At 72.1% G+C, this 13,664-nt stretch carries 15 protein-coding genes; 9 read left to right on the forward strand and 6 right to left on the reverse strand.

The window, feature by feature from the left end; all coding sequences use genetic code 11:
• Positions 1–448 precede the first annotated feature (448 nt).
• From IFR14_RS05810 to IFR14_RS05820, 3 genes are all read left to right on the forward strand, one after another.
• Complete coding sequence (locus tag IFR14_RS05810) at positions 449–1,750, forward strand: C40 family peptidase (RefSeq protein WP_249406895.1); 1,302 nt, start codon at positions 449–451, stop codon at positions 1,748–1,750.
• Between the two features lie 4 nt (positions 1,751–1,754).
• Complete coding sequence (locus IFR14_RS05815; RefSeq protein WP_191940544.1) at positions 1,755–2,132, forward strand: DUF1801 domain-containing protein; 378 nt, start codon at positions 1,755–1,757, stop codon at positions 2,130–2,132.
• 102 nt (positions 2,133–2,234) lie between these two features.
• On the forward strand, positions 2,235–3,437 hold the full coding sequence (locus IFR14_RS05820; RefSeq protein ID WP_191940545.1) for an SLC13 family permease: 1,203 nt from the start codon (positions 2,235–2,237) through the stop codon (positions 3,435–3,437).
• Between the two features lie 15 nt (positions 3,438–3,452).
• Here the strand turns inward: IFR14_RS05820 and IFR14_RS05825 are convergent, their stop codons facing one another.
• A complete protein-coding gene (locus IFR14_RS05825; protein ID WP_137242265.1) occupies positions 3,453–3,827 on the reverse strand; it encodes an iron chaperone in 375 nt (124 codons plus the stop codon).
• A gap of 91 nt (positions 3,828–3,918) precedes the next feature.
• Entirely contained in the window at positions 3,919–4,890 is a 972-nt protein-coding gene (locus IFR14_RS05830) for an NAD(P)/FAD-dependent oxidoreductase (RefSeq protein ID WP_191940546.1), read from the reverse strand.
• A gap of 109 nt (positions 4,891–4,999) precedes the next feature.
• Here IFR14_RS05830 and IFR14_RS05835 point away from each other — a divergent pair, with 109 nt between their 5' ends.
• From IFR14_RS05835 to IFR14_RS05850, 4 genes are all read left to right on the forward strand, one after another.
• Entirely contained in the window at positions 5,000–5,611 is a 612-nt protein-coding gene (locus tag IFR14_RS05835) for a helix-turn-helix domain-containing protein (protein ID WP_191940547.1), read from the forward strand.
• Entirely contained in the window at positions 5,608–6,036 is a 429-nt protein-coding gene (locus IFR14_RS05840) for a hypothetical protein (protein ID WP_191940548.1), read from the forward strand. The genes IFR14_RS05835 and IFR14_RS05840 overlap by 4 nt, the downstream gene beginning before the upstream one ends.
• Before the next feature lie 40 nt (positions 6,037–6,076).
• Entirely contained in the window at positions 6,077–6,592 is a 516-nt protein-coding gene (locus tag IFR14_RS05845) for a DUF427 domain-containing protein (protein ID WP_079705137.1), read from the forward strand.
• A 124-nt stretch (positions 6,593–6,716) separates the two neighbouring features.
• Complete coding sequence (locus IFR14_RS05850) at positions 6,717–7,205, forward strand: hypothetical protein (protein ID WP_191940549.1); 489 nt, start codon at positions 6,717–6,719, stop codon at positions 7,203–7,205.
• A gap of 9 nt (positions 7,206–7,214) precedes the next feature.
• Here the strand turns inward: IFR14_RS05850 and IFR14_RS05855 are convergent, their stop codons facing one another.
• The 3 genes from IFR14_RS05855 to IFR14_RS05865 form a co-directional block, all read right to left on the reverse strand.
• On the reverse strand, positions 7,215–8,204 hold the full coding sequence (locus IFR14_RS05855; protein ID WP_191940550.1) for an MBL fold metallo-hydrolase: 990 nt from the start codon (positions 8,202–8,204) through the stop codon (positions 7,215–7,217).
• A gap of 223 nt (positions 8,205–8,427) precedes the next feature.
• Positions 8,428–9,333 (reverse strand): LysR family transcriptional regulator, encoded by a 906-nt coding sequence (locus tag IFR14_RS05860; protein WP_191940551.1) that lies wholly within the window; start codon positions 9,331–9,333, stop codon positions 8,428–8,430.
• 99 nt (positions 9,334–9,432) lie between these two features.
• Entirely contained in the window at positions 9,433–9,942 is a 510-nt protein-coding gene (locus IFR14_RS05865; RefSeq protein WP_191940552.1) for a hypothetical protein, read from the reverse strand.
• Positions 9,943–10,263: 321 nt separating this feature from the next.
• Between IFR14_RS05865 and coaBC the strand changes: the two genes are divergently transcribed.
• On the forward strand, positions 10,264–11,580 hold the full coding sequence (coaBC, locus tag IFR14_RS05870) for a bifunctional phosphopantothenoylcysteine decarboxylase/phosphopantothenate--cysteine ligase CoaBC (RefSeq protein WP_191940553.1): 1,317 nt from the start codon (positions 10,264–10,266) through the stop codon (positions 11,578–11,580).
• Positions 11,581–11,599: 19 nt separating this feature from the next.
• Positions 11,600–12,907, forward strand: coding sequence for a M23 family metallopeptidase (locus tag IFR14_RS05875; RefSeq protein ID WP_191940554.1), 1,308 nt, complete (start codon positions 11,600–11,602; stop codon positions 12,905–12,907).
• Positions 12,908–12,928: 21 nt separating this feature from the next.
• Here IFR14_RS05875 and IFR14_RS05880 read toward each other — a convergent pair whose 3' ends face one another.
• The gene (locus tag IFR14_RS05880; RefSeq protein WP_191940555.1) at positions 12,929–13,597 is read right to left on the reverse strand and encodes an SGNH/GDSL hydrolase family protein; all 669 of its coding nucleotides are present in this window, start codon (positions 13,595–13,597) and stop codon (positions 12,929–12,931) included.
• Between the last annotated feature and the right edge of the window lie 67 nt (positions 13,598–13,664).

Consider the following 13,664-nt stretch of genomic DNA (forward strand, 5'->3'; position numbering starts at 1 on the left):
GGAACCTCCGTGATGCGAGGGTGTCCAGCAGGGGCTGCCCTTCGACAGGCTCAGGGACCGTTCCAAGTCCGGGTGCACCTCTCCCGGTCGCTGAGCCTGTCGAAGTGCCCCCGAGGAACCTCGCATGATGCGAGCGTGCCCACCCGGGGCTGTCCTTCGACGGGCTCAGGGACCGTTCCAGGTCCGGGTGCACCTCTCCCGGTCGCTGAGCTTGTCGAAGCGCCCACGGGGAACGTTCGTGGTGCGAGGGTGTCCGGCCGGGGCGGCCCTTCGGGTGTCCGCTCAGGGCCGGATCTGCGCGCACCCGTGCCCCGTCCGGGGGGATTCGAGCTGGTGCTCCGGGACGAGAGTGGCTAGTGTGATCAAAGTTTCTATTGTGACTGTTGTGACAGGATGACGGCCGCGACCCGCCGAGGTCGCCGTGATCGTGTCGTCGGACTGGAGAATGATGACCCCCGCACGAACGCCCGGTGCGCAGTACGGCCGCCGCCGTCCCTGGCTGGCGATGGCCCTCTCCGTCGGCGTCGTCACGGCGTCACTCACCGTCGGTGCCCTGCCGGCCCACGCGGACGACTATCCGAGCTGGGCCGACGTCGAAGCGGCCAAGTCGAGTGAGTCCGCGAAGGCCGCCGAGATCACGAACATCACCGCACTCATCACCTCGCTGCAGGAGCAATCCGACGCCGCGTTCCGCACGGCGCAGATCGCCGCCGAGGCCTATCGACAGGCGCAGGACGCCGTGACCGAGGCGGCCGCCCGTGAGTCGGCGTTGCGCAAGCAGGCCGAGGCCGCTGCGGCCGCCGCCAAGGTCTCGAAGCAGCGCGCCGGTGCGCTCATCGCGCAGCTGTCGCGTGGCGGCGGTGGCGACGTCTCGCTCGACCTCGTCCTCGGCGCGGGCAAGTCCGACGACCTGCTCTCGCGGCTGTCCGTCATGGACAAGCTGGGCGAACGGAACGCAGCGAGCTACGCCGAGGCGGTGACCGACCGCAACGCGGCGAGCGGCCTGACCGACCAGGCGGAGGTCGCGAAGACGGAACGCGAACGCCTCGAGGGCGAAGCGCAGACGAAGTACGACGAGGCGGAGAGTGCCTCGGCGGCGGCATCCGCAGCGGTGGCGGCACAGGAGCAGCAGGCCGACCAGCTCTACGCGCAGCTCGCCTCCCTGAAGAACACCACTGCCGAGACCGAGCGCGGGTACGCGGCCGGGGAGTCCGCCCGCCAAGCGGCGGAAGCGGCTGCAGCAGCGGCGGCTGCTGCAGCGGCCAACACCCCTCCCGCGTCGTCCGGCGGTTCGTCCGGCGGCGGATCGAGCAGTGGTGGCGGCGGTGGCGGTGCGTCCAGCGGCGGTGGCGGCGGCGGCTCGGTCGCACCTCCGGACTCCGCCGGCGTCGAGTCGGCGATCGCCTTCGCGCTCGCCCAGGTCGGCAAGGGCTACCAGCTCGGCGGTTCCGGTCCGAACGTCTGGGACTGCTCGGGCCTCACCCGCGCGGCCTACGGGAGCGGCATCGGGACGCACTCCGCGACGAACCAGTACTACACGATGCAGTCGCAGGGACGCCTCGTGCCCTACAGCCAGAAGCAGCGGGGCGACCTGATCTTCTGGTCGAGCGGCTACGACTACTACCACGTCGCCATCTACCTCGGGAACGGCCAGATCGTCGAAGCGGCCAACGAGCGGGCCGGCACCCGGGTCGGCGGTATCTGGGGATCCGGCGACGTCGTACCCTACGTCGGTCGCCCGACGGGTTGACCCCATGAGCTCCGCCGAGGTCGACGCCTACCTCGCCTCCCTGACCCACCAGCTGAAGCCGGCGGTCGTCCGTCTGCGCGAGGCGATCATGGCCTCGGACGAGGGCATCTCGGAGCACCTCAAGTGGAAGGCGCCGAGCTTCGTCTACGACGGCGAGGACCGCGTCACCTTCGCCCTGCACCCGGCGAACCGCATCCGGATCATCCTGCACCGGGGTGTGCATCAGCGGGACGACACCGACGCCTTCCGGTTCGACGACCCCTCCGGTCTCGTGGTGTGGGCGGCGCCGGACCGCGGTGTCGTCACCTTCTCGACCATCGATGCGGCGGCCGACGCGGAGCCCGCCCTGCTCGAACTCATCGGGCGCTGGGTGCGGGCCTGACACCCGTCGACGAGCGCGGGAGCACGCGGTCGGCGAGCCGTCGTATGATCGACTGCCGAGCGGGCGACAGCGCACCGACGGACCGGCGGTGAAGGAGGCCTCGTGCGCAGTGCCGTGCTCGGCCTCGTGCTGCTCGTCATCGGGACGATCGCGATCCTCACCGGTGTCCTCCCCGCCCCGGAGGCCCTCGGCATCGCCGACCGCGTCTGGCCGATCCTCCTGTTCGTCGTCGCGATCACCGTCGTCGCCGAACTCGCTGCGGACGCCGGCCTGTTCACCCTCGTCGCCTCGCGGCTCGTGCGCTGGGGCCGGGGGAGCACCTGGTTGCTGTGGGTGCTCGTCGTCGCGTTGGCCACGCTCAGCACCGTCTTCCTCTCGCTCGACACCACAGCCGTCCTCCTGACGCCGGTCGTCATCACGCTCGCGAGGCACGCCGGGCTGTCGCCGGTGCCGTTCGCCCTGACCACCGTCTGGCTGGCATGCACGGCGTCGCTGCTGTTGCCGGTGTCGAACCTCACCAACCTCCTCGCGGAGCACGCGATCGACGAGGCCGCCACGGCCTCGGGTGGCGGTCCGCTCGGCCCTGGCGGATTCGCAGCGCTCATGGTCGTCCCCGCGATCATCGCGGTCGTGGTCCCGTGCGTGGTCCTCGCGATCGTGTACCGCCGTCAGCTCGCCGGTGCCTACACGGTGGACGTGGAGGCGCAGGACGACGACCGGGTGCTGCTGTGGACGTCCGGGCTCGTCGTGCTCGTGCTCCTGCCGCTGCTGGTGTCCGGCATCCCGGTGTGGATGTCGGCGCTCGGTGCGGCGGTGATCCTCGTGGTCGTCTTCCTCATCCGGCGTCCCGGGGCGCTCCGTCCGGCCCTCGTTCCGTGGCAGCTCGTCCTGCTCGCCTCAGGACTGTTCCTCGTGGTGGAGGCGGCTCACGCCCTCGGGCTCGCGCGGGCGCTCGCGTCCATCGCGGGGACCGGCGACTCGCTCCTGGCGCTCCTGCAGCTGGCGGGGGTCGGCATGGCGAGCGCCAACCTCGTCGACAACCTCCCGGCGTACCTGGCCCTTGAGCCGGTGGCCGGCGACCCCGTGCGCTTCGCGGCACTGCTCATCGGCGTGAACGCGGGCGCGCTCATCACCCCGTGGGCGGCGCTCGCGACGCTGCTCTGGCACGCGCGGCTCACCGCGGCGGACGTCGAGTTCGGTTGGGGCCGGTTCATCGCGCTCGGCTTCGTGGTCGCCCCGCTGACGGTCGCCCTCGCCACCGTCGGGCTCTGGCTGGCCCACGGTGCCGGCGCGATGCTCCCGTGACTTCCCACGCCGCCCTCAGTGCTCGTGGCGTGCGTCGGCCGCCCGACGCCGCTCCAGCAGCTCCGTGACGATGCGGTCAATGAGCTCGAAGGGGATCGGCCGGCTGAACGGGAATTGCAGCGTGTCCTTCGCCGCCCGGTAGTCGGCGACGGCGTTCTGGAGGGGGCCGTCGAACGGCGGGATCGAGTACAGGGCGATGTGGTGTTTCCAGGCGCCGAGGTACAGCAGGTAGCGGTCGTCGAGCATGAAGGTCGGCATGCCGTACCGGATGGCCTCGGTGACTCCAGGCACGATGCGGTGGACGCGGAGTCGGATCTCCTCGATGGCGTCCGCGGCGTCGGTGGGTTGCGTGGCGAGGTAGTCGTCGATCGTGGTGGGTGCACCCGGCATGTCTCTCCTCGTCGGAACGGAGACGGCACGGGAGCCGCTGCCCCCGTGCCGTCATCGTCCCATGTCCGCGTCTCGCGCGACAGTGGTGGTTCTACCGCTTCGCGAGGGCTCGGCGCACGTCCTCCTGGACGAGGTCGGCGTTCATGATCGCGCCGGCCATCGATCCGGCGGCCGCCGCCTGCAGGACCTGGGTGCGCAGGTTGGTGACGTCTCCGGCCGCCCAGACACCCGGCACCGAGGTGGCGCCCAGCTCGTCGACGCCGATCGCGTCTCCGAACTCGGCTCCTCGCGGGTGCGGTCGCGTGTGGAGCCCGAGACCGGTGAACGCCTCGGCGCGCACCCGGTTGACCGGGGCCACGGCCAGCGCCTCGACGGGGACGGTGCGGCCGTCGTCCAGGCGTACGCCGACGAGCCGGTCGTCGGCGATCTCGAGCCGCTCCACGACGCCGTCGACCACCTCGATGCCCCGTGCCGCGAACGCCGCCTCCTGCTCCGGCGTGAAGGCGCCCGCGGTGTTGCGGAGCACGACGACCCGGTCGCTCAGCTGCCGGAACAGCTGCGCCTGGTGGGCTGCGGCCTCCGCGTTCGTGCCGAGGACACCGATCACGCGGTCCTGGACCTCCCACCCGTGGCAGTAGGGGCAGTGGAGGGCGTCGCGGCCGAACCGCTCCCAGAGGCCGGGGATGGGCGGGAGCTCGTCGGCGGTGCCGGTGGCGATGAGGAGGCGGCGGCCCCGGACGATCGCGCCGTCCGCCGTCGTCAGGATGAACCCGTCGTCGTCGCGCCCGGCATCGACGACCTGGCCGTCGACGATGCGGACGCCGTACGACACCACCTCCGCTCGGCCGAGGCGCAGGAGCTCACGAGGCGGGGTGCCCTCGCGGGTCAGGAAGCCGTGCACGCCGTCGGCGGGTGCGTTCCGCGGCTCGCCGCCGTCGACGACGATCACGGATCGTCGTGATCGTCCGAGCATGATGGCTGCGCTGAGCCCTGCGGCGCCACCGCCGACGATGACGGCGTCGACGAGGTCGGTGCTGGTTGCTGGGGTGACGGGGGTGCTCATGGATCGTTCCGTTCGGTCGACGTGCTGGGAGGTGTCCAGGGTGCGCCGACCGGTGCCGAAGTGGCAAGAAGACTTGCCGAAGCGGCAACGTGGGAGCGAGAATCGACCCATGGCGCATGCACACGACGAGCAACGGTCCATCGACGGCGTGCTGGATGCTGTCGGGCCGAGGCTGCGAGCCATCCGGCAGCATCGTGGCACCACCCTCGCCGCGCTGTCGGCCGAGACGGGCATCTCGGTCTCCACCCTCTCCCGGCTCGAGTCCGGCCAGCGCCGACCGAACCTCGAGCTGCTCCTGCCACTCGCCAAGGCGCACCAGGTGCCCCTGGACGACCTCGTCGGTGCTCCGCAGACGGGTGATCCCCGCGTCCACCTGAAGCCCGTCCAGCGGTACGGCCAGACGATCGTGCCGCTGACGCGTCGATCGGGCGGCCTCCACGCGTTCAAGAGCATCATCCACGGCGGCGACGGTCCGCAGACGCCCGAGACACAGAAGGTCCACGAGGGATACGAGTGGCTCTACGTCCTCAACGGTCGGTTGCGGCTCCTCCTCGGCGACCAGGACATCGTGCTCACGGCGGGGGAGGTCGCCGAGTTCGACACGCGCGTCCCGCACTGGTTCGGCCGGGCAGAGGCCGGAGCGGTGGAGTTCCTCAGCCTGTTCGGCAAGCAGGGCGAACGGATGCACGTCCGGGCGACGTCGACGAGGAGGAGCGCATGATCGGACACGATGACGAGGAGGGCGCCCGCCAACCCGAGGACGACCGGCCGTTCGCGGAGCAGGTCCTCGAACGCCGCGGCTTCGCGATCACGGCGGCCCTGTTCGTGATGCTCGGCGGGCTCGTCGTGCCGTTCGTCGGCTGGGTGGCCGGCATGGTCATGCTGTGGCGGTCGCGCGCCTGGACGACCAGGCAGAAGGTCTGGGCCACCGGCGGACCGATCCTCGCGAGCGCCGCGGTGCTACTCGTCCTGGCCCTCCTCACCGCGAACTGGAAGTCGACGGATGCCGGCGTCGGTGGCTCCCCGGTGGTCCCCGTCATGTACGACCTCGGGTCGACGGCCGTCGTGCTGCTGCTGATCGGGTACGCCGCGGCCGGCACCTGGTTGCTCTGGCTGGCGCTCCGGCCCGTGGACCGACGCGCCTGATTCGCGGTCGTCGCTCAGGTGGACCGGGCAGAGTGGGGAGATGCCCGACTCCTCGCGATTCCGCCGCCCCCTGCCCGTCCAGCCCGGACCCGGTGAGGAGTCCGTCTGGGAGTACCCGCGTCCGCCGCGGGTCGAGCCGCGCGACGAGCGCGTCGTGATCCGGTTCGGCGGCACGGTCATCGCGGAGTCCACGGCCGCGGTCCGGGTCCTGGAGACGAGTCACCCTCCGGTGTACTACGTCCCGGCGGCGGACTTCTCGCCGGGGGTCCTGGTGCCGGTCGACGGGACGACCATGTGCGAGTTCAAGGGCGAGGCCCACTACCTCGACGTACGGGTGGGCGACGCGGTCGCCGGTGCCGCCGCGTGGACCTACCCCGATCCACGCCCGGGATACGCGCCGCTGTTCGGCATGATCGCCGTCTATCCGGGACGCATGGACGCCTGCGAGGTCGACGGGGTGCCGGTGCAGGCGCAGGAGGGCGACTTCTACGGCGGATGGATCACGCCGGGGATCGTCGGGCCGTTCAAGGGCGCCCCGGGCACGCGCGGCTGGTAGCGGACGCCGCAGTCTTACACCCGCTCCTCCTTCGCGCGCAACGCCCTGGAGCACCACGCACCCTCGTGCCACGCTGAGCGCCAAGCGCCGTCGACGACGAGGCGCGCAGGAGGCGGTCGAAGCCATGGACGTGTTCGATGAAGCAGCGGACCCGGGTTGGTCCCTCCTCCGTGTCGTCCCGCTGTTCGGCCTCGCCGTCAGCGTCGGTGCGGTCGCCGGAGCGGCCCTCGCGGCCGGTGCAGAGCTCTTCGGGGCGGTCGGGACCGTCTCGGTGCATCCGGCCGATCTCGGCGGGATCGCGGTCCTCGTCGGCGGACTCGTCGGTGGGATGCTCGCAGCCGTCGGGGCGGTCGGTGCGCTGCTGGCGCTCGGCATCCTCGACCACTGGGGCGAGCGCGGCCCGGTCCACCGGGCCTGGATCGCCGGTGGCGGTGCGGCCTTCCTCGTCCTGATCGTCGGCGGCCTCATCGCCGCACCCATCGGACTCGCCTCGACGATCGGGGTCGTCGTGTTCGCGGTGCTCGCCGCCGGGGTTGCGGCCGGCGGTGGGCTCTACGCCTTCGAACGGGCGTTGGCGCGTCGTCGAGGAGGGTGGGCCGGCCTCAGTCGGTAGCGCGGATGGTCAGCCGGCGAGCTGCTGGAGGCGTGCCCGGTGCCACTCGGTCTGTGTGAGCGCCGAGACGCGGAGGAGACCGGTCAGTGCGTCCCATCCGGCCGACCAGCCGATGCGAGAGGCGATGGTCCACACGCTCGCATCGGGGTCGTCCGCCAGGACGGCGCGCACCTCGTCGGCTCGCCGCAGATGGTGCGCGGCCAGCTCGTCGCAGCGGTCCGCGAGTCCCGTGAACCGGAAGCCGTGTCCGGGGACCACCTGATCGCCGTCGTAGCCGCGGACGCGGTCGAGCGACGACAGGTAGGCCGTCACCGGGTTCTCCGAGGTGCGCGCCCCGAGGCCGAGGCCCGAGAAGATCGTCGGCAGCACGTGGTCACCGGTGAACAGGTAGCCGCGGTCCTCATCGCGCAGGGTGAGGTGACCCGTCGTGTGGCCGGGTGTGTGCAGGACCCTGATCGAGCGACCGGGGAGCGTCAGCAGCTCGCCGTCCTCGAGCGTCCGGTCCGCGCGGGTGTCGCCGAGGTGCCCGGCGGGTGCCTTCGGGCCGGTGGCCCAGGGGCGCACGGTCGTGTCGTCCGCCGGGACGCCCCACTCGTCCAACGCCGCAGCGAGGTCGGCCGGGCCCGGCGGCGTCGAGCCCGCCGCCTCGTCTTCGAGACGGTGCATGAGGACCGGTGCGGCGAGCTCGTCGCGGAGCATGCCGGCGAGGCCCAGGTGATCGGGGTGCAGGTGGGTCACGACGACGCCCGTGAGTGTCGTCACGCCGACACCGCGGAGCTCCCGCAGCAGGTGTTCGCGGCCCTCGGGGGTGTCGGTTCCGGGGTCGACGACGATCGCACGACCGTCGGTGCCGAAGAGCACCGAGCAGAGGGTGAAGGGATTGCCGGGGTCGCCGGTCGGGACGGCGATGACGACCGTGTCGGCGTCGAGGTGCTCCGTCGCAGGGATCCGGCCGTCGCGGAAGGCGGCAGCCTGGGATTCGCTCGATGAGGTGATCATGGTGCTGCTCCGGGTGGTGTCGGGGGACGGACCAACCCTAGTCGTGGGGCCCGTCGGGTTCAGTACGATGGGTCCATGACCGTCAACGACATCCTCATCGGCGTGATCGCCTTCATCACCGTCTTCGGCGGCATCGGCCTGGTCGGGGCGCTCGTCGCCATGGCCAAGTCCGGCTACCACGGCTGATCCTCCCCGCAGGAGGCTCGGCCGGTTCCGCGGCGGCTCAGCGGGCGACGGCCTCGTCCGTGGCCCGTTGCACCGCTGCGAGCGCTGCCGCGACGGCCGAACGCTGGAGCGAGCCCTTCCGCGCCGTCGCGACGATCTTCCGCTCGCTCATCCCGGCGATGGGCTTCCGCACGACGTCCGTCCGCGAGCCGATCGCGATGTCCGGGAGCACGGCGATCGACAGCCCGGCCGCCACGTGGTCGATGACGACCTCGTAGCTCGTGAACCGTCCGGCCACCCTCGGCTCGAACCCCGCGCGGCGACAGATCAGCGGGACGAGTTCGCCGAGGTAGGTGCCCGGTGCGTCGAGGGCCCACGACTCCGTCTGCAGCTCGCTGAAGGTGACCTGCTCCTGTGCGGCCAGTCGGTGGTCGAGCGGCGCGATGAGCAGGAGCGGGTCGGTGGTGAGGGGCACGCTGTGCACCGAGGGGTCGAGGAGGAACCCGTCCTCCTGATCGACGGTGATCACGACGTCGCACGTGCCCCGCTGGACGGCGGTGGTGCTCTCGTGCGGCTCGACCTCGATGAGTTCGACCTCGAGGCGCGGGTACTGCCGCGCGAGGGAGCGCGCGGCGGGGATGAGGATCGGGGCGATGACGCTCGCGAACCCGGCGATGCGGAACCGACCGGACGGCTCGGACTCGACCTCGGCCAGTTCGACCTCGATGGCGTCCATCTGCGCGAGCAGGGCCCGAGCGCGCTCGACGAGCAGCGCACCGGTCGGCGTCAGGGTGAGCGTCCGGCCGCGTCGTTCCAGGAGCGCGGCGCCGGTCTCGGCCTCGAGCACGGAGAGCTGCTGCGAGACGGTCGAGGGGCTGAGGTCGAGCTCACGGCCGACGGCGCGGATCGTACCGAGGCGGTCGAACGCCTCGAGCAGTCGCAGTCGCACGGGGTTCAGGGCCATGCTGCAACAGTATCGAGCGCGCCAGGGCGCCCTCCACACGGGTGGCAGTCCGATCCGGGTCCCGTGGCTCCCGGAGGGTGACGACCGTCGCCGTCCGGGTCACTCCCAGACGAGCTCTTCCGGCAGATGGCCGGGCTCGGCGAGTCGGGCGTTCCGGAGCACCGCGCCGTCGGGGCCGAGCGAGAGTGCCGTCACCGAGAGCGAGGCGAGGCGCAGGCCGTCATGGTCGTCGATGCGGACGATCGCCTCGTCGGCATCGGCGGGGACGGTCGTCGTGGAGCGCAACGTGCGCAGCCACGGCTCCCAGGACGCGGCCGTCGCACCGTCCAGCGGACCGATGGGCGACGGGACGTCGAGGAAGGCCGGCCGCCACCGGTGGACCCGTGGGACGTCGAGGTGGTCGGGGCCCTCGTGCGTCACGAGGTGGAGACCGGGTGCGACGTCGATCGACCGGAGCGAGGTGCCGTCCCAGCTCGTCACGGCGACGCGATCAGGACGCAGCTCCACGAGGTTCCAGGATCGGGCGCTGCGGGCGTCGTCCGCATCGACGCCGGTCGTGACGGCTTCCAGCGGCAGGACGCCTCGCGAGGTCCACCCGGCGGCGGGCATGTCGAGGTCCTCGCGTCGGTTGAGGACCACCGCCGCCCGTGGGCCGCCCGGGGCATCGTCGTTCGTCGCCAGCCACGCGCCGCCCGCTTCGCGGTCGTGGATGCCGCGGACGCTGTCACCGAGTCCGGGCCACCACGCGCCTGGGGGGGTCCCAGGCGCGCCCCGGCTGCTCGTCTCGCAGCCCGAGCACGGCGATCGGCCACGCGCGCCCCGGCTCGAAGTCGATGATCACGGTGCACACGCTGGTTCCTCCTCGGCCGGCCGGACTAGGACAGACTAGACGAGGACCCGGCGCGGGAGCGCCGGAAGCGAGGAGGCGGCATGGGCGTGCAGGACGCATCGCGGGAGGCGGCAGGGCGCACGGTCGTCGTCGGGATCACGGGCGGGATCGCCGCCTACAAGGCGGTCGGCGTCGTCCGCGGGTTCGTCCTCGCGGGATTCGACGTCCACGTCGTGCCGACCGAGAACGCACTGCGGTTCGTCGGCCTGCCGACCCTCGAGGCGATCAGCCGGAACCCCGTCACGACTTCGCTGTACGACGGCGTCGCCGAAGTCCGGCACGTCGCCCTCGGGCAGCGTGCCGAGCTCATCGTCGTGGCGCCGACGACGGCCAACACCCTCGCGAAACTCGCTGCGGGCCTCTCCGACGACCTCCTCGGCACCACCATCCTGGCCAGCCGGGCACCGGTCCTGCTGGCACCGGCGATGCACACCGAGATGTGGCAGCACCCGGCGACGACGGCGAACGTCGCCCTCCTGCGATCGCGCGGGGTGGCCGTCATCGGGCCGGCGCACGGTGCGCTGACGGGCGGCGACACGGGGCCGGGACGCATGAGCGAGCCCGACGACATCGTGGCCGCGGGCTTGGCACTGCTCGCCGGACGCACCGGCGGAACGGACGCGGACCCGGCCGACCTGCGGGCCGAGCGCGTCGTCGTCTCGGCCGGCGGCACCCGTGAGCCGCTCGACCCGGTGCGGTTCCTCGGGAACCGGTCGAGCGGTCGGCAGGGGCTCGCCATCGCGCAGGCCGCCGCCGAGCGCGGGGCCGACGTGGTGCTCGTCGCGGCGCACCTCGACGCCGATGTCGCGGCCGCAGCGGTTGCGGTCGACGGTCTGCGGGTCGTCCCGGTCGGCACCGCAGCGGAACTCGCAGCGGTCATGGAAGACGAGGCGGCCGACGCGACGCTCGTGGTCATGGCGGCCGCCGTGGCCGACTACCGTGCCGCCGAGATCGCCGAACGGAAGATCAAGAAGGACGACACCGGCGACGAGCTCACCCTGCGACTCGTCCGCAACCCCGACGTGCTCGCCGGGCTCGCCGCGGCCCGGGTGCCGGGACGACTGGTCGTCGGGTTCGCTGCGGAGACCGCCGCCGACCGCGAGGAGTTGTTGGCCCTCGGCCGAGCCAAGGTGGCACGCAAGGGCGCCGACCTCCTCGTGCTCAATCGTGTGGGGTGGACGGACGGCTTCGGTACGCCCGACAACGAGGTCGTCGTGATCGACGGCGCCGGCGAAGTGGTCGGTGAGGCGAACGGATCGAAGCGCAGCATCGCCGACCGGCTGCTCGACCTCGTGCTCTCCCACCGGGCGGCGCCGGTTCGTTCAGAGGCGGGCGAGCCTCCCCCCGAACGGGGCTGACCACTGCCAGGATGGCAGCATGCCACGCCTCCGTCCCGCGCGCCGTCGCGCCTCCATCGCCGCGGCCCTCGCCGGAGTCATCGTCCTCTCGATGGGTCTCGCGCAGCCGGCCGCCGCTGCGGAGTACCCCAGCTGGGAGGACGTCGAGGCGGCCCGCTCGAGCGAATCCTCGAAGCAGTCGACCATCGGTCAGATCGAAGGGCTCGTCCAGCAGCTGAAGACCGCTGCGGCGCTCGCCGAAGCTGAGGCCGTCCTCCGTGCCGACGAGTACGAGGCCGCTCAGCTGGCCGTCGACGAGGCGAGCTACCGTGCCGTCTCGCTCCGCGAGCAGGCCGTGGCCGCGACGACCGCGGCAGAGGCCTCCAAACGCCAGGCCGGCGCGCTCGTCGCCGCGTGGTTGCGGTCGGGGAACGTCGACCTCAGTACCGCCGCATTCCTCGACGGCCAGGAGCCGGAGTCGCTCCTCGGGCGCTTGAGCACGATCACGAAGCTCAGCGAGTCCACGGACGGCACCTACGACCGGGCGAGGACCGATGCGAACACGGCGTCGCTGCTCACCGAGCAGGCGACCATCGCCGAGGCCGCCCTCGGCGAGCTCGCCGCCGCGGCCGAGACCGCGCTCGGAGATGCGGTCGCAGCCCGTGCCGACGCCGAGACCGCCGTGTCCGAACAGCAGGAGTACCTCGCGACGCTCGAGGCCCAGCTCGTGGTCCTCAAGGAGAACCGCGCAGCCACCGAGGCCGACTACCGCAAGGGCGAGGAAGTGAAGGCGGCTGCGGCCGCTGCTGCTGCAGCCGCGGCGGCTGCGGCTGAGGCCGCACGGGCGGCTGCCGAGGCCGCTGCGAACGCCGGCGGTGGCGGCGGCGGCGGAGGCGGCGGCGGCGGCGGAGGCGGCGGTGCCTCGGGTGCCGTCGGGAGCCAGGGGTGGGCCCTGCCGATCTCCGGCCGGATCACCGACAACTACGGACCGCGACCCGGTCGCCCCGTGCCCGGCGTCAACCCGTTCCACTCGGGCACCGACATCGGAGCGGGTTGCGGGCGAGCGGTCTACGCCGCGAACGCCGGCACCGTGGTCTACGCCGGCTGGCTCGGCACCTACGGCAACTGGGTCCTCGTCGACCACGGTGGCGGCGTCATGACCGGGTACGCGCACAACAGCAGCATCCTCGTCGGCGAGGGGCAGTGGGTGTCCGCCGGTCAGAACATCTCGCTCGTCGGGACGACGGGTGCCTCGACCGGATGCCACGTGCACTTCGAGGTCAGGATCGGCGGCTCGCGCGTCGATGCCGTCCCGTTCATGGCTGACCGGGGCATCCGCCTGGGCTGAGCGGCGACGGACACCGGGGCGTCAGAGTCCGAGGCGCTCGAGCTCGACGTCCATCCGCCGAGCCATCTCCGCGTACCCCTCGTCGTTCGGGTGGAGGCCGTCCGCGGCCATCCACTCCAGGTGCCCCTCGATCCAGTGCGACGCCCCGGGGACGGTGTCGGCGTCGATCTCCTGCGCGGCGTCGGCCACCCAGCCGATGATCGTCTCGATCGACTGCGGTCGCTCATCGGTGTACCAGAACGGTTCGACGACGATGAAGCGGGCCTCCGGGAGGGCGTCGCGGAGGCGATGCAGGTCCGTCGTGATCTGCTCGTGGATCCGGTCGGCGGCATCGTCGAAACTGAACGCGTCGTTGAGGCCCATCGTGACGAAGACGATGTCGGGCTGCTCGGCGATGATGAGGGAGGGCAGGTCGCCGCTGCCGTCGCCGAATCGGTCGCGGTGGTTCACGAACCCGAGGCCGTTGACGCTGGGGTTGAACTCCCGCCAGCCGCGTTCCTCGCTGACGACGGTGGACCAGCGATTGGCCGGGTCGCTCGCTCCGGTGCCGAGGGTGTACGAGTCGCCGTAGAACGCGACGAGCGGTCCGTCGCCCGTGGCGCCGCCGGTTCCTGAATCGGGCGATGCGCAGGCGGAGAGGCCGGTGGCGAGGGCGAGCAGGGTGACGGCGGCGAGCAGGCGTGATCTCATACGGATGGTTCGGAGCAGGGGGCGTCGTGGAGGGTCGAAGCGCCGGCCCGCCGCCGACGACCCGAAG

The sequence above is a fragment of the Plantibacter sp. CFBP 8775 genome (genome assembly GCF_014839505.1).
Classification (GTDB): domain Bacteria; phylum Actinomycetota; class Actinomycetes; order Actinomycetales; family Microbacteriaceae; genus Plantibacter; species Plantibacter auratus.